General features: G+C 62.8%; 22 protein-coding genes and 2 pseudogenes. 4 read left to right on the top strand and 20 right to left on the bottom strand.

Features of this window, described 5'->3' with window-relative positions; translation table 11 throughout:
• Positions 1–128: pseudogene (locus MKK75_RS29875) on the top strand (IS5/IS1182 family transposase); the annotation flags it as partial.
• Here MKK75_RS29875 and MKK75_RS35925 read toward each other — a convergent pair.
• The 13 genes and pseudogenes from MKK75_RS35925 to MKK75_RS29935 form a co-directional block, all read right to left on the bottom strand.
• Positions 112–525 (bottom strand): zincin-like metallopeptidase domain-containing protein, encoded by a 414-nt coding sequence (locus tag MKK75_RS35925; protein WP_313901906.1) that lies wholly within the window; start codon positions 523–525, stop codon positions 112–114. The pseudogene MKK75_RS29875 and the gene MKK75_RS35925 overlap by 17 nt on opposite strands.
• A pseudogene (locus MKK75_RS35930) lies at positions 514–666 on the bottom strand (ArdC-like ssDNA-binding domain-containing protein); the annotation flags it as partial. The gene MKK75_RS35925 and the pseudogene MKK75_RS35930, both read right to left, overlap by 12 nt.
• Positions 667–1,322: 656 nt before the next feature.
• Positions 1,323–1,568 carry a hypothetical protein gene (locus tag MKK75_RS29885; RefSeq protein ID WP_244046116.1) on the bottom strand — a complete coding sequence of 82 codons (246 nt, stop codon included), beginning with the start codon at positions 1,566–1,568 and terminating at the stop codon, positions 1,323–1,325.
• 153 nt (positions 1,569–1,721) lie between these two features.
• Positions 1,722–2,144: a hypothetical protein gene (locus MKK75_RS29890; RefSeq protein WP_244046117.1), complete on the bottom strand. Its 423-nt coding sequence runs from the start codon at positions 2,142–2,144 to the stop codon at positions 1,722–1,724.
• A gap of 946 nt (positions 2,145–3,090) precedes the next feature.
• Positions 3,091–3,339 (bottom strand): hypothetical protein, encoded by a 249-nt coding sequence (locus MKK75_RS29895; protein ID WP_244046118.1) that lies wholly within the window; start codon positions 3,337–3,339, stop codon positions 3,091–3,093.
• The gene (locus MKK75_RS29900) at positions 3,336–3,683 is read right to left on the bottom strand and encodes a DUF2958 domain-containing protein (RefSeq protein ID WP_409567625.1); all 348 of its coding nucleotides are present in this window, start codon (positions 3,681–3,683) and stop codon (positions 3,336–3,338) included. Before MKK75_RS29900 ends, MKK75_RS29895 begins: the two co-directional genes overlap by 4 nt.
• Positions 3,683–5,032: a PGN_0703 family putative restriction endonuclease gene (locus MKK75_RS29905; protein WP_409567626.1), complete on the bottom strand. Its 1,350-nt coding sequence runs from the start codon at positions 5,030–5,032 to the stop codon at positions 3,683–3,685. The genes MKK75_RS29900 and MKK75_RS29905 overlap by 1 nt, the downstream gene beginning before the upstream one ends.
• 375 nt (positions 5,033–5,407) lie before the next feature.
• Positions 5,408–5,797 (bottom strand): hypothetical protein, encoded by a 390-nt coding sequence (locus MKK75_RS29910; protein WP_244046120.1) that lies wholly within the window; start codon positions 5,795–5,797, stop codon positions 5,408–5,410.
• A 316-nt stretch (positions 5,798–6,113) separates the two neighbouring features.
• On the bottom strand, positions 6,114–8,129 hold the full coding sequence (locus MKK75_RS29915) for an efflux RND transporter periplasmic adaptor subunit (protein WP_244046121.1): 2,016 nt from the start codon (positions 8,127–8,129) through the stop codon (positions 6,114–6,116).
• Positions 8,126–9,352, bottom strand: coding sequence for an AAA family ATPase (locus MKK75_RS29920; protein WP_279594230.1), 1,227 nt, complete (start codon positions 9,350–9,352; stop codon positions 8,126–8,128). The genes MKK75_RS29915 and MKK75_RS29920 overlap by 4 nt, the downstream gene beginning before the upstream one ends.
• Positions 9,353–9,358: 6 nt before the next feature.
• Positions 9,359–9,649: a hypothetical protein gene (locus MKK75_RS29925; RefSeq protein ID WP_244046123.1), complete on the bottom strand. Its 291-nt coding sequence runs from the start codon at positions 9,647–9,649 to the stop codon at positions 9,359–9,361.
• A gap of 143 nt (positions 9,650–9,792) precedes the next feature.
• The gene (locus MKK75_RS29930; protein WP_244046124.1) at positions 9,793–10,770 is read right to left on the bottom strand and encodes a replication initiator protein A; all 978 of its coding nucleotides are present in this window, start codon (positions 10,768–10,770) and stop codon (positions 9,793–9,795) included.
• A 130-nt stretch (positions 10,771–10,900) separates the two neighbouring features.
• Positions 10,901–12,340, bottom strand: a complete 1,440-nt coding sequence (locus MKK75_RS29935; RefSeq protein ID WP_244046125.1) for a bifunctional DNA primase/polymerase — start codon at positions 12,338–12,340, stop codon at positions 10,901–10,903.
• Between the two features lie 1,112 nt (positions 12,341–13,452).
• Here MKK75_RS29935 and MKK75_RS29940 point away from each other — a divergent pair.
• Complete coding sequence (locus tag MKK75_RS29940; protein WP_244046126.1) at positions 13,453–13,773, top strand: hypothetical protein; 321 nt, start codon at positions 13,453–13,455, stop codon at positions 13,771–13,773.
• 49 nt (positions 13,774–13,822) lie between these two features.
• Here MKK75_RS29940 and MKK75_RS29945 read toward each other — a convergent pair whose 3' ends face one another.
• The 7 genes from MKK75_RS29945 to MKK75_RS29960 form a co-directional block, all read right to left on the bottom strand.
• Positions 13,823–14,509, bottom strand: coding sequence for a hypothetical protein (locus tag MKK75_RS29945; RefSeq protein WP_244046127.1), 687 nt, complete (start codon positions 14,507–14,509; stop codon positions 13,823–13,825).
• Positions 14,510–14,616: 107 nt separating this feature from the next.
• Positions 14,617–14,868 (bottom strand): integrase core domain-containing protein, encoded by a 252-nt coding sequence (locus tag MKK75_RS36470; protein WP_409567627.1) that lies wholly within the window; start codon positions 14,866–14,868, stop codon positions 14,617–14,619.
• A gap of 3 nt (positions 14,869–14,871) precedes the next feature.
• On the bottom strand, positions 14,872–15,081 hold the full coding sequence (locus MKK75_RS36475; protein ID WP_409567628.1) for a hypothetical protein: 210 nt from the start codon (positions 15,079–15,081) through the stop codon (positions 14,872–14,874).
• Positions 15,078–15,206 carry a hypothetical protein gene (locus MKK75_RS36480; protein WP_409567629.1) on the bottom strand — a complete coding sequence of 43 codons (129 nt, stop codon included), beginning with the start codon at positions 15,204–15,206 and terminating at the stop codon, positions 15,078–15,080. The genes MKK75_RS36475 and MKK75_RS36480 overlap by 4 nt, the downstream gene beginning before the upstream one ends.
• Before the next feature lie 79 nt (positions 15,207–15,285).
• The gene (locus MKK75_RS36485) at positions 15,286–15,426 is read right to left on the bottom strand and encodes a hypothetical protein (RefSeq protein WP_409567630.1); all 141 of its coding nucleotides are present in this window, start codon (positions 15,424–15,426) and stop codon (positions 15,286–15,288) included.
• Between the two features lie 150 nt (positions 15,427–15,576).
• Positions 15,577–16,488, bottom strand: a complete 912-nt coding sequence (locus MKK75_RS29955) for a hypothetical protein (RefSeq protein ID WP_244046128.1) — start codon at positions 16,486–16,488, stop codon at positions 15,577–15,579.
• Positions 16,489–16,710: 222 nt separating this feature from the next.
• The gene (locus tag MKK75_RS29960) at positions 16,711–17,856 is read right to left on the bottom strand and encodes a glycosyltransferase family 4 protein (RefSeq protein ID WP_244046129.1); all 1,146 of its coding nucleotides are present in this window, start codon (positions 17,854–17,856) and stop codon (positions 16,711–16,713) included.
• 591 nt (positions 17,857–18,447) lie between these two features.
• On the opposite strand from MKK75_RS29960, the gene MKK75_RS29965 reads away from it, so the two are divergent.
• Complete coding sequence (locus MKK75_RS29965) at positions 18,448–18,777, top strand: CsbD family protein (protein WP_244046130.1); 330 nt, start codon at positions 18,448–18,450, stop codon at positions 18,775–18,777.
• A 150-nt stretch (positions 18,778–18,927) separates the two neighbouring features.
• Entirely contained in the window at positions 18,928–19,215 is a 288-nt protein-coding gene (locus MKK75_RS29970) for an MTH1187 family thiamine-binding protein (RefSeq protein ID WP_244046131.1), read from the top strand.
• Positions 19,216–19,219 lie beyond the last annotated feature (4 nt).

Consider the following 19,219-nt stretch of genomic DNA (forward strand, 5'->3'; position numbering starts at 1 on the left):
GCAATGCCATCGAGCGCATGTTCGGCCGGCTCAAGGACTTTCGCCGCATCGCCACCCGCTACGACCGCTCGGCCACGAACTATCTCGCTGCCGTCTGCATCGCTGCCACCGTCAGCTACTGGTTATGAGTCCGGACGGTAGTTCCTCAGCGGCGTAGGCGTGGCTTCCGAGGCGGCCGGCGAGGTCGCGATGAAGGCGAGACGGGGCACCGGTCCAGTGGACCAGCTCGTGTGCCAGCGTGCCGGCGTAGCCCTCGGGGCTGTGGAAGGCGGCGAGCGGCGGCAGGCGGATGGTGTCGGTGACCGGCACGTAGCAGGCGCGGGTGCCGCCCTTGCTGATCCGCGCGCCGGTGGCGGCGACGAAGGCTGTGAGGACCGGCAGCGGCTCGGTGAGGGGAAGGGAGGGCGGGGCCGCAAGATCTGGCGCCCCGTCGACCTGGGCAGCGTTGGAGACGGCGCTGGTCCTGGCGACGAAGCGAAGAGCGTCGTCTGCCGCAGCGGCGGTGTTGGTGCCGTCGACCGTCAGGTCCTTGAAGAAGAGCACAGGCGTTCCCCGTTCGCCCCGACGAACCTGCGCGCCGAATGCCGACCATTGGCAGTAGGTTGCCCAGCGCGCGTCGGCGTAACCGTTGCTCTGCGCGGCGGCCCACAGGACCAGCACGTTGACGCCGCGGTAGCGTCAGCCGGTGAGCGCGTTGCGGGGGAGGGAATCAGCGCCGTGCTAGGGTGGGCTCAATGAGGCTGGATCGGCGGTGTCGAGCTGGGCGAGAATGGCTGCGGCGACCCGAGCATGCGGATCGGGGCGCGAGTGCACGGACGTTGATTTGTCGAGAGATGAAAGGCGGCCTGCGGGCATCGGTGATCCAGATGTGGACCCCGGGGCGGGGTGTCCGGATCAGCTTTAGTTCAGTCGCGATAAGTTCAGCGTCGCGGAGGAAGAGGTAATGACAGCGACTTCGCGGCTCCAAAGACTGACATGTGGGCCTGTGTGACGATGCAGGTATGGCATCGGTATGCAGGCCGGAAGCATGTACGTCGGGATCGGCATCGCGGCACGTATCGCGGCACGGGCTTGATGCCGGCACGCTCGCCGTTATGCCGGCGGCCTTTCTCACCCCGCACTGGCCCAACACCTCACCGCCGACACACCAAAACACCCTCGCTGGTAGATAGCGCGTCAAACAGCCAGTCAACAGCTGTCGTGCGGATCTTTTCGCGGCAGGGTCACAGCGTTTCAACTAGCGCTTACCGATGAGAACAGTTTTTCCGACGGGTGCATGGTAACACAATCAGGTTATTAACAGTATAGCGCACTTATGTTTGTCAGTGACGAAGGGAAGCTCGTCCCTGCGACGCTTCCTCTGAGGCTACGAAGGCGGCGCGCGGCTGCGCGGCCAGCCACGCTTGCGCCGCTTCGACCGGGATGAGTAGCCGGCGCCCGACCTTGACGGCGTGTAGGCGTCCGGCGGCAATCTCCTCCAGTGCCTTGGTGCGTCCGAGGCTCGACCACACCAAGAACTCGCCGAGGGATAGGGCGCCTTTATTCGTGAGGATGGCGGAAGCAGTCATGATCGGCATCCAAATGAAGAGGACTGGGTCGGCCCAGTAAGTTGCTGATGAATATAGTGAACCGATAGCCGCAGCTCATAGATGATCGCCTGAGGTCTGGAGCGGCGGTGCGGGCGGGGCACAGGCAAGCGATACGTGGACGCCGCCATGCCGTCAGTGCGGATCGATGATCAACCCGATCCCACCGCCGGGCACGTCGGCGGCGGCGGCGACGCCGAGCAGCAGGGCTTCGATGCACTGCGCCTCTTCGTGCGGCGGGACCTTCAGGCAATCCGGCAGATAAGCTGTGAGATCGGTGACCAGGGCACCGGATGCGTCCGGAGCGTCAGCGTCGGGCCGCCACAGACACGTCACCGTGAGCGCGGCCGGCACCTGGATCCGCGCCAGCGTCCGCAGGAGATGAAGGACATCAGGGTTCGGGTGCCGCCTGAAGGCGGCGATGCTGGCGTAGCAGTCGGGTAGGTTGATCAAGACAAGACTTAGGGCGCCGTCCGCGTGTAGCATGTGCAGGACACGGCCTAGCCTAGTACCGCGGTCGAAGCGCTTGCCGCGCCGCGGCGGTGTCAGGCGCGCCACGGTGTTCCACAGTTCCGCATCCGGTCGCTTGCGACTTTCGACGACGGCAAACGCCCCCGGGGGTTCGGCGATGACAGAGAGGATGAAAGGGCCGCGCGGGGCGGTCGTGAGGGAGGTGGGACGCTGGGGCAATGTTATGCACTCCGAACCCCGCCGCACGCCGAATGGCGGGGTTTCTGCGGGGCGCGGTGATATAGCTGGCGGCGACTTCGAGGCTGCAGGCTGAAAAGGGGCTAAGGTTGGAGCGTCGCCGGTGCGGCGGGGTCTGCACCGGCACTGTGCCTCGGTATCAGCTGACATCGAGGCAGCGCAGCCCGGACCGAGACCGTGTACGCAGAAGCCCTGACTGCGGATCGAGCGCGTCTGCACAGGAAAGCGGGCCGATCAGATCAGATCAAATGAGGCCGGCCCGGCGTGCCTACGATAGATGGGCAGACATGAAGTCTCGCACGCGCGAGCGGTGCGTCTGCATAGCGCGTGCCTGCATCTCGCTCGCGACGGAGGATTGCTGCCATGATGCGCCTGCAGTCCGCGTCAATCGCCGCGAGGCGACCCGCAGCGTCATCGAGGGCGCGATCGCCGGGATTAGCTCGGATGAGCTGCAGCGGTGGAAGCGCGGCTATAGTGGCGGCGCGGGTGTCGGCGCCGTAGTGTGCAAGTTGTGTTGTGTGGGTGTGGGTGGACCGTTCAGCGACATAACCGGGCTGACGGACACGGACGGATCGCGGTCGACAGACTTACTATGGATCTCGGCGCATCCGTGACGAACACAACCACACACCGGCTTGCCGGGGACACATCAACTACCGCCTATACTGTAGATAGGCCGAAAAGCAGCCGGACGACAGCCGCCGGCATAACCAATCGTAGCAACAGGTAGAGCGTTTCAAGCGCGGCCATCAGATCGCTCACGGCCGCGCTTTCACCCGAACAAGTCTGCTGGGCGTCAGATCACGCCGAGGCGGCGCAGCCAAGAGGGGTGGCCGTGCTCGCAGATGCCGTCCGGCTCGACGCGGCAGCTGTCGGTCGCCTGGGCGCAGGCGTCGAAGATGAAGCTGGCGAGCATGATGAAGGCCGGCTCCGGTACCGTCGGCTCGGACCAGCGCAGGCCAGTGACGGGGTCGTGGTCGAGTTGCGGTACCGGCCTGTCGTCGGGGTCGAGATCAGGTGCTGGTATGAAATGCGGGTGCCTCATGCCGTGATCTTCCCAGCAGTTCGGGCCGCACTGGCGTAGGCCGACAGTGGTTGATTGGCCACAAAGTGCCGGTCGCGTTCGACCGGCAGGCGCTGACAGCCGCGCAGGCGCGCGAGTTCGACGAGGTCGACGTAGCCGAGCTCGGGCGCGCCGAGGCCGAGATCGCACAGGCCGAAGGCGCGGGTCAGCTCAGTGGGATCAAGCTCGGTTAGGAGCCAGGTCGCCTGGCCATCTGGCAGGAACAATTTGACGACGGGGCGGGGATCGATTTCCTCGCCGGCCGCCGAGCGGCGACCGTTGGCAAGCAGGCGGTGGCGCTGGGCGGCGGTGAAAAGGGCCGGCATCAGCGCACCTCCGTCCCGGGCTGTATGGAGGAACGCCGTCGCCGGGAGCGCCGGGCTGTGGTTGACCGCTTCGTCCGCTGCGCGGCTCGCCTCTGCTGTGACGAAGCGAGGCGCTGGCCGACGTCGGCGTGCCGCTGCCGTGCGCGGCTTGAGGTCGGCGCTGCTGTGGGCGTTGCGCCGTCGGGCTCATTTGGTGCCCCATCTGGCGAGGTTGGGGGTGGCAAGCGGAGTAGTGGCGCAGGTGCTGCGGGCGGGGCGGGGGAGTCGTCACCCAGGGCGAGTGCCGCCACACGCTCAAGGTCGAGAAAGCGGCGATGAAGCACCAGCGCGTGCTCGCCGGCGCCGGCCGCGCTCAGCGCAGCGAGGATCGCCTCGACCGTAATGTGGTTGAAGCCGACCCGTTGCTCGGCGAGGCCAGCCGGATCGATGAGGTGGGCGCTGTAGGCTTGAGCGGCGGCGGCCACGCGCGGGTTGAGGCGCGGACCGACGAGCACGAAGCGACCGCGGGCAGCGAGACCGCGTTGAATCATAAGTTGCGCGAGACAATGTTCGCGGCGCAACTGCTCGACCCCTACTCGGTAAAGTTCGGGGGCGTCGGGATCGATGAAGAGGTCGGCGGCGTGGGCAGCGGCTTGGTATCGGGGGCGCGAAGTCGCGGCAGGTCCAGAGAAATTCTCGATGTACTTCAATTCGATGATGACGAAAGCAACCACACCGTCGGGCGTGATCACGTCGAGGACGGCGTCAAAAGCGGTGCCGTCCTCCAACCACAGAGGATCGTTACGGCCCGGACTGCTCTCAAACCTCAGGTTGGTTACCGTGTGAACGAAGTCCGGCAAAAGGCGGCGCCAGACGGCGGTGGCGAGGTCAAGATCTAGCGCCAGCGGCACACACAAGTTGAGGCAGAGGTTCTGGCTCGACAGCAGGTTGGATCGAATCTTGGTCTCATCCCACAGACTGCCGGGCTCGCGCAGCACGAGGGCTTGATGGACGAAACGGGCGATGGCGCTGTTCAAGAATGCTACTCCGGCGCGGGCGGCGTCCGGGCGCAGGCGCCAGCCGGCCCGACTGCGGCGGGTGCGCCCGTCCTGGAACCGGGAGATGTGGACGCCCGCGGGCAGCCCCTGATCGTTGCGCCACGCGGAGGCGAGCAGACGGCTAGCTGCGGCGAACCTCGAATCCGTGGCGATAAACGCCGCGTGCCCCTTCAGCAGGGTAGGGGGGCAGAGCGGGGCGATGATGAGGGAAGCGGCGGGGCCAGTCTGCTGCGGGGTGGGGCTGGACGAAGGATCAGGTGACGGGGATGTCCAGGTGACTGCGACGTCGCGCGGCAGAATAGATTTCCGCATGGGATGTAGGCTCGTACCGGCCGGGATTAGCCGAAACGAGCTTCATGGCGGCGCGCCGAAGTTCAGTCGTGAATCGATGAGACCGGCCTGCCAAATGAATCTGGTGACGCCATTCCGCACCTCCGTATCTCGGGCGGCATTGTATGGACATCCCCCTCTGATGAAGCTCGCATCTTTTATTGCATCCGGCAGAGTATGCCGGATGCCTGGAGATCGGCATCGCGCCGCCGGGCAACCGACCCGGCGATCGTCCGGCACACCCACACATTGCCGGCACACAAAACAAACCCCTACAAGGTCAGATAGCTTCAACGGGCGGCAGACCACAGGCGCGGGCCGTGGCTCGTGCGGCCACACTCCCAGCGTTTGCTTGGGTCAGTCCTCCCAGGGCGGTGTGTCGTTGGTTGGCAGCCGGCGGCGCATCGGCGCAGCAAGGGCGTTGGCGGATTGAGTTGGCCCACCGCCCTGCACGACATCGTCAAAAGCTTGAAATTTTACGTTGGACAGGGGCTCGGATGCTGTTTCGGGGCTTGAAAGTTCGTTAATCTCATTCACCCGTCCGTTCGGCGCCTCACCCGTCACGGTCGTTGACAGTAGGGCTTGCAGAGCGGTTAACCCAGATTGCGGCAGTGCCGGACCACCGCCATCTATCGTGATATTGCCGGTTGTCGGGAAAAAGTTGACCCGCGCGATCTTGACGTGATGGGTCGACACTCGCTCGAAGCGGATGCCGCTGCGGAGGAGCCACAGCAAGGCCTCCACCATGCGTGGATCATCGTTGGGCTGGATGACGCGACCGCGGGGATAAGGCGACGCCGAGCGTTTGCGCGACCGGTGCTGCGGGACGGCCAGTGGGGCCGGATCTGATTGAGGCATGTGGATGTTCTCGCCGCAGAAGACAAAGCCGTCCCATCGGGTACCGGCACCCCTTGCCGGTTCGCGTCTGGGCCTAGAGCGCAGCGATATGGTGGCGCGTGCACCAAATTTTGCAGTGGAAAAGGATCCTAGCGCCGCAGCGTTCGAACCGTGAGATTTAGCAGTCCTTCCCTAATCACCGGGGTGAGGCTCACATCTGCTCGACTCATCGAGCTTTACCAAGAGGCGGGCCGCCGGCAAGGAGTGGACCGACAGGCCGAGCCTCTGAGGCTCTCGCCCGTAAGCCTGCCTTCTCGTAATGAGCGTTGGGGTTCCAGAACCCGCCGAGGATGGCGCGAATATCCACCTCGGCGTGTGCCAGGGCATGGAGATCTCTCACCAGCGCGTGGCCTGATTCCAGCCCATCAATGATTTCGGTCCAGCCATCCTGCGTCAGGCCACGTCCGACGCTGACGGGCGTGAGCGCGCCGCGAGCGGTGTGGACGAGGACTTCGTGCGCCCCGCACACGGGCAGAATGCAGTCCGAGGGAACGGCAAGCGCCGTCCAAGCGCCAGCCGTGTCAGTCAACGTCACCTCGACGACTGCGTCTACTGCGAGGGATGTCTCAGCGGGTGTAGACAGCGGCACCCGCATTCGCACGGTAGTTGCGTCGCCCTCACTTTCGACGACGGGCAGGCACTCAGCTGGCCCCGTGTTGAAGATTGATGTCTCGCTGACGGGCGCTGCGGCCTGGCGGATAGCAGCCCTCATTTGAAGCGGCATGTCGGCGAGGCTATGCGTGGAGACGATCCCCTCGACGGCGAAGGTTTGCTTCGGGAGAACGTTCACGAGCGCCGCACCTCGATCCACCGCCCGTGGAGAGGGCAGTGTGTGGGCGCCGAAAAGACCGTTGATGGGCAGCACGATGGGCAAGCTCATCAGTGGAATACGCCCTCGACGCAATGTAGCCAGATCGCGCGTGGTCAGACCTGCCACGCGCAGAACTGCGTCGGCCGACGCGCGTGCGGGTGCTCCTGAGGCAGCAAGGTAGGCCTGCTGAGCCTCGATGAGCGCCGGGGCAGGGATGATCTCACCGAGCACGGTGCCTGCTAAGAGAATAGTATCATTTGAGAACTGACGCGGCACGAAGGTACCCGCCACCGGTGCTTGAATGACGGCGATGTCTGCGGGGCGTGGTACGGCGACTATGCGACCGTGCAGTGTCCAACGGCGTTCGAACCGCCGCAGCTCCGCTGATGCCGTGCTTACGGGCAGTGTCGGCCAGCGCTGGACAGACAGATGCAGCGAGAAACGGTGTGCAGCGCCGGCAGGAGACGCGATGCTCTGCGCTTGTGCGAAAGGGGCGACGGTGCGACGCGTCCTGCTACTTACCGCGAACGGATTTAGTTGCTGTTTGGCTGTGATCCGAGTGGGTGCAAGTGGTTGCCGCGGCAACGGCGGCGCAAGACCTAGCCTGATGCGATCCTCACCCCGCGGCGGTATCACGTAAGGCCAGACGGTGGCGGGTAGATCATGCTGAGCGCCGTGCACCGGTGCGGTCGCATTCGACTTCAATGGGGGCAACTCGACAGCAACGCGCGTGCCGACGGGCAGGCGTCTCTCGCTGTCGAGCAACTCAAGACGCACCGTCTCGATGCCATCTCCGGCCAGCGTTGAGACGCGCGCCGTCGCAGTAAGCTGTGCGTCGACGCTACGAACGGTCAGTATATGCCTTGCGGCAAAGACCTTAGCCTCTGTGCTGATGTCGAGTTGGACTACACGCGTGTGGGCAAAGCGGAACAGGGGGGTACCCGACGCGAACTGCCCCTCGATCGGCAGCGCCTCGACCAAGAGCGCGTCCTTGGGAGCGAGGATCGGCACGGGGTCCAACGGCCGGCGTCGGCGTCGGAGTTCGGCGATTTGGCTACGAGCGAACTTGTGCATAGCTAGGATGTGATAGGGGTCTCGTAGCATCGCCCTGACATCGGGCTCGTTGCGGGTCGCCGTGGTTCGCCCTTCTGTGATCAGCCAGATGAACTGTTCTTGTACCTGACGCAGGCTCTCGCTGCTCACTAGAAGGACGATCTGACCTTTCCTTACGGGCCCGCCTTGGCTGGCGCAGTGTGCTAAAATGGTGCCGTCGCATGTGGCCTCGCGCGACAGACTTCGAGAGAGATCGTAGACAACGGTCCCTGGCACGGAGCTCTGCTCTAAATCCTCCGGTCCCGGATCGTCGCTCATGGTTCGACCACGACCGTGATGCGCTCGGCCGCCCGCGTCAGACCGGTGTAGAGCCAGCGCGCCGCGTGCTCGCGAAAAGTGTGGGACTCGTCGAATAAAACGACTTCATTCCACTGTGAACCTTGCGCCTTGTGCACCGTTAGGGCGTGCCCGTAATAGAAAGCATCGGAACGCCGCCGAACTTTAGGCTCGAGAGCGTTGACAGCGCTATCGTCACCGGACAGGTAGGCGCGATGCATCTGCACCTGCACCTGCACGCGGCGGGCGTTCTCTCCGCAATCGGCCGGAAGCTCGATCTCGTCTACCACTCCGGCTGCCGCCGACGTTTCACCCTCAGCATCGGGTTCGTCGTCCATCTCTTGCGCTGTAGCAGAGAGCTCCACATCGGCACGCAGACGCAGGCGGACGAAGTCGGGCTTGTCCGATGTTAGCAGCTCGTCGACCCACCAGAGACCGCCGTTGAGTAAGCCCTTGCTACGGTTGTTAGCGAGACAGACGAGCTTGTCGCCTACGACCGGCTCCGACCCCCGGCGCCCGCGCAGCTCGCGCAGCCGTGTGTTGAAGCGGGTCCGAGTGAGGTTGCGCCCGACGAGCACTTGGTCGGCCGCGATGACGGCGGCGGGATCGAGGTCGCGCGCGGTGACCACGATGGCGCGCTCGTCGTTCGGATCGGTTGGCAACGCACCGTTCTGCCGCACCTGCGTCGCCAACGCGATAATAGGATTGTCCCGCGCCTGCCGGTGGACCTCGGTCAGGAGCACGTCCGGCTTATGCTCGGTGAAGTAACCGGCCCCCTTTACCGGCGGCAGCTGAAAGGGGTCGCCGAGGACGAGGACGAGGCGGCCGAAGGCGAGGATATCCTGGGCGAGCGCGGCATCGACCATGGAGCACTCGTCCACGATCAGCAGGCGGGCGGAACTCAGGAGACTGTCCGGGTTGAGCTCGAATCGGACACCGCCATCTGCAGTCGAAACAGGGTGATAAAGCAGGCTATGCAGCGTGCCGGCGCCGGGGCAGCCTTTGCGCCTCAGAACGTCAGCCGCTTTGCCAGTGTAGGCGGCAAATAGCACGTCGCCGTCGAGCCCTTCCGCCAAGTGGCGCGCGAGCGTGGTCTTCCCGCTGCCGGCGTAGCCAAACAGGCGGAACACAGGCGCCGGTGCGGGGGAGCGAAGCCAGGCCTGCACAGCCCGCAGTGCCGCATCCTGGTCTGAAGACCACAGCATTGCGCGTCAGGAAGCCTTTGAGTCCCAGGCAGGGTCCCATTCGCTCGGATCGGAGCCTGCCGGCAGGTAAGGATCGAGCGCCCAGTACGAGATGCACGGCACACCGCCGTGCACGATCGGAACGACCTCGCCACGATCTATGAGATCCTGGATGAACGCGCGGGCATCGTCCGGAAAGACGCTTAACGGGCGATAGGGCGGACCATCCCCATTAGGTTGACTTTGGTAAGACGCAGCATCGCCTGCAGCCACCGCCGCGAACGGATTCAAGGGCGGACGAACTGGTTCAGTCGCCATTTTGCACCTCTCGCTTCAACTTGTGCGCGCACCCCCGCCGTGGGTCAAGCGGGCTGTGCCGTGTACGCTATCGCTGACCGCCAAAGAGTATACACCGCTTCAGATTGTGAGAAGGCAAAGAACTTCGCTCAATTACGTCTGTCTTACGTACGGTGCGCAAGTAGGGCACGAAGTTCCTCCTCTGGGATGTCGAAGGGTTCACCTTCAGCCGGGTGTTCCGTTCCTAACGATGGACCGTCAATCGACGCTCTGATCAGCGCGTTCTCGTGTGTCACTCGCAGCTTCTGTTGCGTGGGATCGAAGACGAGGGTGACGCTGTGGATTGGCTGTCGCGCGACGAGCGCGCGCAGCTCGTGACGGAACTGACGCGGTGCAGTAAGAGCGCCCGCCAGACGGTAGACCTGAGCGATGTCGATCTCCCAACTCGAACGCTGGCCGAGGTAGGCCCGTGCCCAGCCGGCGACGCGACGTTCGAGCCCGCGCCGCTGTAGCAGGCTAGGTTCGATCTTCAGGATTTGCTTCGACTCGATCTCGCTGACGAGCCACGTGGGCAGACGGAACCGCCAGGGAGCTCGGCTGCCACGGGGCGGGCGCTCCCACCATTCGATCAGACTGAAGCCGGGGCCAGCGTAGGCGAAGTTTTGTGGGCTGTGGTTGTGTTGGCCAGCGCTGTGTCGAACCCTAAGGAGAGCGAAACGCACGTTGGTCGTAGCGAGCCGCTCGAAGGAGGCTGCAAGCAAGGTATGGTGACGACCGTCGGTCGGCTTGCCAAGGGTGCGCAAAATCTCGTTCGGCGACGCCGTGATAGGCGGGTGCAGGTCCTGCCCGGCGTTAAGACGCTGTGTCAGGACTGAGGCGGCGTAGACGAGCACGTCACCGTCGGCGAGGGTGGCCACGCCAAACCGGTCGGGCTTCAGAGGCTCGACGCTTACGCCCCTGCAACTACCACCCAGGGTCGCTTCGAACTCGGTGCCGCGGCCACGCTGGTCGTCGCCTCGGCTTCTTGGCCCGAGTGCCAGGAATGGGTGTTTCAGGAATGCGGTGAAGTCGCGCAGGAAGGGCGCGGATGGGTTTGCATCCGAAGCGGGCTGCACGTCAGCTCCTGCATCTGTGGAATTCATGGCGCTCGCTGATATCCCCGAGACCCGTTCGCGTTACTTTGGCAACGGATTGCGCGTCACCTCGGCGACGCGGTGACGTTACTTGGACGACGCTTGATTAGCAACTTGGAACTCGTGCCCAGGGACATTTTTATTCGAAGCCCAGAAAGGGGCGCTCGTCCTGAGGCCGGGGCGGGTCGGCGACCAAGTCGCTGAAATCGGGCTGGTCCTTCCCCCCCAGACCCACGCTACGCTGGGTTATCATGATGTCAGAAATCGCCACCGTTTGCGGCTCGGCTGATGCCTCCTCGCAATCAGGCTCTCCGGCGATCATCGCGGGATTTGGCGTGGAGCAAGCGATGTAGCCCTTCCCACCCCTATCCAGGTGTGTCGTCCAGAAGCCCTGCTGTCGCAGCTCACGCTTAGCGCGCTTGACGCTGTCTTCGGCAAGTCCCGTCGCCTCAGCCAGCGTGGCGGCGGAGGCAAAGCAGGCGCCCCCATCGTAGACAAGGCCGAGCATGTGCTCCGAGACCTTCAAGGCGGCAGGTGATAGCTGGCGCTTGGCCGTCGCCCGCAAAACAGACAGGGCGAACGCCTGCTTGGTTGCGGGAGTCCAGAAGGCATCCTCTTGACCCGCGGCCTGCGCGGCCACAGCCCGATGGCGTAGATAGGTGAGGGCGCCTTTCTCGCCGTTGGCCAGGGCTGTATGAGCCTTGCGGTTCGCCACAAGGGCGCGCGCCTTGATCAAGGCATCGCTGCTCGACCAAGGCCTTGACGAGTTTCGCCTGCCCCGCTTCAACTCGGCAGCCTGTTCGAAGCTGGCCCAAGCCATGCGAGCGATCGCCTGTGCATCGGTGAGGCCGCTGCGGGCTTCACGCCAGACGAGATGGGTGAGGTAGCTGTCGCGCCCATCGGTGACGAGCCCGCCCTCGATGCGCCAAGGCCAAGCGCGGAACGGCTGGAGCGGGCGCCGCGGCGGATGGTCATTGGCCGTTACAGTCCAATTCGACGGCCGTGCATCATCTTGTTCGCTGAGTAGCTCGAGGGCGCGGATGTATCGCTCGACTTGGTCCGGCCTCACGGATGGCAGCTCGCTGAGGGGCAGGGTGGTCGGGCTGTGGTTGACCCAGCGGTACGGTTGACCGGTGGTGGGATGCAAGCCGAAGGCGACGAACTGGCGCCCCGCGCCGAGGATCTGCACGCGCGCTTGATCCGCGTCGAAGTCCCGAGAAAGGATCGGTGTATCGCCCACGACGCGGTAGACGAGCACGCGCCGCGGCGCCCGGCCGAAGCGCACGAGCGGCGTCTGGCCGAGGAATAGCTCGGCCATTTTCTGGAGCGCGTCGGCACGGACGCCCTCGTCCTCGTCGATGTCGATCGCCACAACGCTCGCCCCACAGGCGATGCCGACGGAGTACCCCCTGTACTTCGTCGCCCAGCGCGCGACCTGAACCTCTCGCGGACGGCGATGACACCAGACCGTCCAGCGCCACCAAGTGATCTTTTTCTCCGCCGGTTTGACGGGGATGGCATGATAGCCGTTCGTCCAAGCCGGCACTCCGCACTCAGCGAAGTAGTCGCGATCGTTCATAGGCACTGCCGCAAGAGCATTCTGACCGGGGAGGGGGCTGCGAATGGCGCCTATTGGCGACGGTGTGTCGGCATACTGTAAAGCTTAGAGGCTGCGGGGTCGCAGAGGCAAGATTGGAGCGTTTGGCAGGGTTCAAGGCAGTGGCAAGAAGGCGCATTCTGTCGCCTCGAGGGGATGTTCGGTGCTCCACTGCCGTGCTACACATCGACCTATCAGCGGCTCGCTAACTCATTGATGTAGTTGAATTTCGAAGCAAAGATGCCCAATCCTTTCCTGGGCACCACCGCCCGCTAAGTCGCTGCATCATTGAGAACATTGGATTTTTTGGATCGGACCGGGGTACTATACCGGGGTACACGATCCGATGATCCGCGCGATGCAGCGACACGCTTCCCGACCTGATTCGAAGTTCCACCAGATCCAGGCCCGTATCCCTGGCGATGTCATTGATCGGCTGCGCGGGTCCTCCGTGACCGTTGAATGCCCGGCCGTGGGCGCGGCGCCGGAATGCCAGATCACCTGCCGCGTCGGCGACAAGATCAAGGCTTCGCTTCAGACCCGAGACGACGCTGTGGCGATGGTCAGGCGCTTGCGCGTGCTGGAGCACCTAGAACGGCTGTACGCCTCGGCCAGGGCAGGGGGATCGACGCTCTCGCACCGGCAGATGATCGGTCTCGCGGGTGAGGTCTACGCGCTCCTGCGGGCGAACTTCTATGACGATCCGGGAGACATGGCCGCTTGGGAGGCGTGGAAAGGATTCGTCCGCGCGGCGCGGCAGGGCCGGATCCCGACGGCGCCGACGATCACCCCGGGCGAGTTGGCCGACGAACGGGCCGAAGCCGCACGCCTGTTCGGGCCGGACCTGACGGCGGGGATCGACGCCCTACCGCCCTCTGGGGATCGGGCCGCGCTGGGGGATCGGTGCGGGCGCCTGACTTGGTGGGTGCTGTCTCGCCACGGACTCCATACGGTTCGTACCCCTCCAACCCACCCTGGTGGAGGCGGGGTTCCTTGCGTTCGCCCAGGCGAAGGGCAAGGCCCCCTTATTCTATGGCAAGCCCGCGCGGGGATCGTCCGAGGGGCAGCACCCGTCCAAGGGTACGGCCAACCACTTGGCGCAGTGGATCCGAGAACAGGGCTTCGAGAACGAACGGATCGCGCCGGCCCACGGCCTCCGGCACTGGTGGAAATCGACGGCCTCTCGCCTGGGCATCCCGGATTCGATCGCAGACGCTGTACAGGGTGACGCGGCCACGGGGGCGGCGGCCACGTACCGGCATATCGACGTGGGGCAGATGAACGAAGCGATCACCCGGTTCTCGGTTCCAAGCTTGACGAAGGACGATGACGGTGCGGTCGAGGTTCGGGTGCTCACGGCAGCGGTTGCCGATGACAAGCCGCGCAGGCGGCGCACGATCACCTTTGCGCCCTGATCTGCTGGAGGTCGGCCTTCTGACCGGAGGCAGAGCCAGGGTTGGCGCATCAAGGCGTTGGCGGCGTCGGCAGATGATCTGCAAGCAGGCCTGTCGCGCCAACCACGGCTTCCGCGAGGAATCCGTGTCCAACCAAGACGTATGGCAGCAGCATCGCGACGTAGACTCGCATGATAATGATGGGGATCAGGAGCGTGCCAGTCACGGCCAGCGTACACTTCCGTTTCCGGAACCGCATCAAGGCGAACTGCAGGTACGCGCCGATCCCGCTGACCACCTTGGCGACGAAGACGGACGTCACGAACAGCCAAAGCCAGATCGACGGCATTATGGATGCGTAGAACAGATCTGATCCGATCGTGACGAAAGGGATCAGTTGAATCATGAAGGCCATGCCCAGAACGGTCTGAGGGACATCGCCATGTAGGAGGGCAGCGATCTGATCGACGGGGGCGCCTAGCGTGATCGCTTTCGCCTCTATGTCAGGAACGAAGATCCTTACCCACCACACGATGATGAACATGAACACCATCGCCATCCCGAACGAGACGGCCGGGGGCCGGATCCATTCGCTTCGCAGCAGGATCGGCAGAGGAGGCAGGATCGTCACGCCGACGACGTAAATCATGAACCCAAAGGCGAAGTCCGCTATGCAGACCAGCGGGCTCCACAGGGTATGCCGTCCAAGGATCCTGATCACTACGCGCGTTTTAAATAGCGAAACGTAGTCTACCAAGACGCTCCAGATCACCCACAATAGGGCGGACTGCAGACGGCTCCCGAGAGGTGGCTCGGTTTGTCTGAACAGTGACCTGGGCCTGGATGAGTGGGTTCCTGCCGGGTTCAGGCGGCCGCGGGATGCGGCAGCCTGTCGAAGGAGGTTTGGTCGGCGGTGCGTCGGTCAAGACGCGAATGAGGCCTCCGTCCATGGTAGACGGCGAAGTACCGGCCGATCGAGGCGCGCGCCGTGCTGACGGTGTCGTAGGCCCGGAGGTAAATCTCCTCGTACTTGACCGACCGCCACAGCCTCGACACAGAAGTCGGCCTCCATGGTGATCGATAGCCGCCACGACAAGACTTTGCGGCTGAACCCATCGATCACGGCGGCCAAGTAGACGAACCCACGGGCATCGGACCATACGTGATGTCCATCGCCCAGACCGGATTGGGCCGGTCGATGGTCAACCCGCGCAGAAGATGCGGGTAGATCCTGTGCCCCAGCGCAGGCTTCGGGGTGGTCGGCTTGCGGTACAGTGCCTCGATGCGCAGGCGCGTCATCAGCGTCGCGACATGGCAGCGTCCGCTCACGACGCCTTGTTCAGGAGGTCCCGCAGCATCCGGCTCCCGGCGAAGGGGAGTTCGCGATGCAGTTCGTCCAGCCGTCGCATCACGGCCAGATCCGCGGCTGGAACAGGACGCGGCAGGTCGTACACGCCGCCGCGGCCGATCCCGAGGGCCTCGGCTTATTTGGCGATCGGGAGGTCGTGCTCGCGATCGATCATCGCTTTGCGCTCAGCAAACCGGCCTTGGCGAGCGCGGATGAACATCGACATGCTGGGCCAACTCGGCCAGGGTCTTCTCGCCGCGCCGGGCGGCCAGGGCCACCTTCGCCTTGAAAGTCAAGGCGTGGTTCCGACGGGTACGCTTGCTCATCGTCGCTCCTGATCTGCGGCCATCCTGGCTGTCATCCGGCAGAAACTTCACTCAATCTGCCTGTGCAGATTCCCCGAGCCACCTCTACGAGGGTGTGGTCGACAATCCGGAACTTCGACCACCACGTATATCGCTCGCACGGCGGCGGCTTCACGAATGATCCCCGGATGACGCACGTCGATGGCCCGAGAGCTGCACCTTGGTACGCGCGCGAACGGCCATAGCTTCCAGCCGACGTCGCAGCAAAACGACAACTTTCTCCATCCCCGACGGATCGGAGCTAATGAAAGCCGTGCCAGCTTCGCTCAGCCGCATCGAGAGATACTTCTCTTGAAGTATGGCTCTTGCTTTGACGGCCAAAGCCCGGGAGTTCGTCACGTCCAGAGGAGCAGCTTTGTACCAGCTATCGTTCGTCGGAACGAACAGCCAATTTCGCAAATAATTCCGAAGTTCGGGACCAATCGCCTCAGAAAAGAATTCATCCTCAATAACCGTGTCAAAAATCAAGGTATTCACGGACTCATCGTAAATCTTAAACTTGATCGCTTCCAGCGCTTCAGAATCTAGTGCGAAGAAATTTGATCTGACCCACCTCGCAGTCGCAAGGCCGTCAATCCGCAAAACACGTCTGTAATGATCAATTTTGCCAACAAATATATTCGGCTCTTCCGCGCCACAAAAAGTGTGACAAAATGAACGAAGACCCGCCGTATAAGTCCTGTGATGGATATCGAGTGTATCATTCGCTACGACAAGATCAAAGGTCGAACTCACCGACAGGAAATTATCAACGCCGCGCTGATATCCACCAAACTCCTGCCCCACATTATCGTGTATGAGAACAGCAAAATTCGGCCATTTGCGATCGCATAGGCGTTCGAGTTCAGCCCTCGCGATGGTCGGGTTATTTAAGACAATCCGGACGGCATCAAATTTAAATAGCTTATGCAGGTATTCGATTCGCGCAATAAAATAGTCGAGGTAATTCGGATAATAAACAAGGCCGACAAAGAAAATCGGATTGCGATTCACTGTCAAAGCCCCCTGGCTTTGAGAAAGCATCGATCAAGACTGACCCCGAATCGATCCTTGGAGATCGAATTGTAAGCAGTGCACCTCCACGCGTGCCATCTCATCGTCTGAATTCCTTGATTCACGAGACAGAACTTAGGACTCTGTTGAGTCCGGCGTTGGCAAACGATCCCTAGACCAACGCACCGTCCGGCACCGTCTCCATTCGCCGTTGCGAGTTTCCCACGATCTCGCTGCTCAACTACGGGCCCCTCATGGTATGCGACTATCGCGTCCCCGTCGTTCCAGGGCATCTGTGATGACACGATCGAGGATCTGAGCGGAACGGGACCACGTATAGCCTGACGCGTGCCGGCGGGCTTCATCACGCAGGTGCGCGTATTGTAATTTGTCGCTGTCAAGACGCCTAATCGCGGCGATCCAGGGCTCGATGTCGTGCGGCTCTGCGTAGATAGCAGCTTCGCCGCAGACCTCCGGCAACGCGCCACACGGGGAGACCACCGCCGGGCATCCGAGCAACATGGCCTCAAGCGGAGGGAGTCCAAAGCCTTCCGTCAACGAAGGAAAGGCAAGGCATAATGCCCTCTCCATCAACGCGCGAAATTCTCCATCCGATATGGTCCCAACGAAAACGACGTTTTTAGGAACTGTGTGTCCGTCCCTAACGAAATCCTCCGCCGTGGCACGCCCGACCAGCACCAAAGTGAAATGAGACATCCTCTCGTCGGAGAAAACCTTCAGCAGATGCGATATATTCTTGTGCTCTTGTGTATTTGCAAGACCCAGGACGAATTGACAAAGGTTCAAGCCCAACCGTTGCACAATCGACGTATCTGCCGGTGTATCCAACACGTGGTCCACACCGTTCGGAACAACCGATATATTTTCAGGAGCAACGATGCCTCGGCGTATCAGCTCTTGCTTCGAAAATTCGGATACGGTGATGATTTTGTCATGCCGCCGCCCGATCAGGCGCCAGACGATCTTATACCAATTGCGAAAGCCGAAAGAATAAGACGCAGGATTACTGTAAATTTGAGCGTCGTGCATCATCGTTATGGCAAAAGTTCGAGCTATCGGGCCGAGATTACATACATTGATTAGCAACTCATTCTTGGTCAAAAAAGGAAGATCGATCTGCTCCCAAAACTGCCAAGTCAGAACGCCTCGTCGCACGACGGGCGCGCCTTCGTAGGCCGGTGAACGTCGGATATTTTTTGGAGCCGCAACGCTCAATACGTGCCTTTGCAGACCTGATTTTTCTGCGTTGAGCCGGCAATACGCTTTGATCAGTTCGTCCGCGACGCGATGGACGCCTGTCGGAGAGGCTGTTAAAAACTTTCCATTAAAAGCAATATTTGTCGCTTTGGTTTCGGAGGGCTCCTGTCGCGCCACCATAGATCTCTCCCTCAATAATCAGCAGATTTAAGCTTAATAGTCGCGCAGTGTGCCAATCTAATTTTTCGGCATAGTATCAATCAATTCCTATATCACGGACATGCCGAAAAACAATGCTTTATCAACAAATAATACAACGCACGTATTTTATCGGCTGCCGATCCTACGACCCTGCGCGCTGACGTCGGAATGCGAACCCATCGGCATGGCGGCTGGGGGGGCGTGAGCCCAACGCTTCGCCTGACGGCGTGTTGTCGCGTCCAACTTGCCGCAGGTCAGCCCCGACAATAAGGCGGCATAGCGTCTGCAGGTCGGTGGTGGGATGCCAACCGAGCATCTCCCTCGCTTTTGACGGGTTGCCTACCAAGGTGCGGTCGCGGGCGACCGCGTCGGCGGGCACCTACCGGTGGTCTACGGCATCGGTGAGCCTCGGTCCTGTCGGGTCACTGGCTTCGGCCATTCGTCCCAGCGTTCCGGGAAGCGCTTGAACCCTCGGGTGCCCTCGCGCGCCGTTGGAACGCCGTCTCAGAGACAGGATGACGGAACGAGCGATCGGGCACCGGGTTCAGGTCGACAGCATCGGAGGACGTCATGGTCGACACGAACAGGATCACCGGGGCCGCGCGGGAGTTCGGCGGCAAGGTACAGGGCGCGATCGGGGATGCCGCCGGCTCGCATCGGGCCTCGATCGAGGGCCGGCTGAACGAGGCACAGGGTACGGCCGAGAATCTCTTTGGCCAAGCGAAGGATGCTGTCCACCATGCCGTTGACACGGTCGCGCACCAAGCCGAGGATGCCTACGACCAGGGCCGCCATTATGCTTGGAAGGGCCATCAGAAGTCGGTCGAATGGCCCCACGCATCGCTCGTGGTCGCGGGCTTGGTCGGCTTGGGCCTCGGGCTCCTGATCAGCAAGCTCTGATCGTCGACGGGGCGTCCGGATCCGGGCGGCCCTGAGGCTCGATCACGGCGCGCGTTGCCCGTAGAATGCGCGACCGCGCCAGGTCGTTCGACGTCCTGCGCGAGTCCGGCGCCGACGCGGCGCGCTACCGTTCACCGGAAATGCACAACCATGAAAGTATCCGCCGATCTGTGCATCGTGCCGATGGGCGTCGGCCCGTCCGTGTCGCCCTATGTCCGCGAGGTCAAGGCGATCGTCGAGGCGAGCGGGCTGACCGCCACGATGCATCCCAACGGCACCAACATCGAGGGCGAGCTGTCGGAGATCTGCGCGCTGGCGGAGCGGTGCGAGGCGAAGCTCGCCGCGATGGGCGTTCAGCGGACGTTCTTCACGCTGATCTTCTCGACGCGGCGGGATAAGGATCAGTCCATGGCCGACAAGCTCGCGGCCGTCTCCTGACCCG

Origin of the sequence: Methylobacterium sp. J-030 (assembly GCF_022829545.1) — a bacterium.
GTDB lineage: Bacteria > Pseudomonadota > Alphaproteobacteria > Rhizobiales > Beijerinckiaceae > Methylobacterium.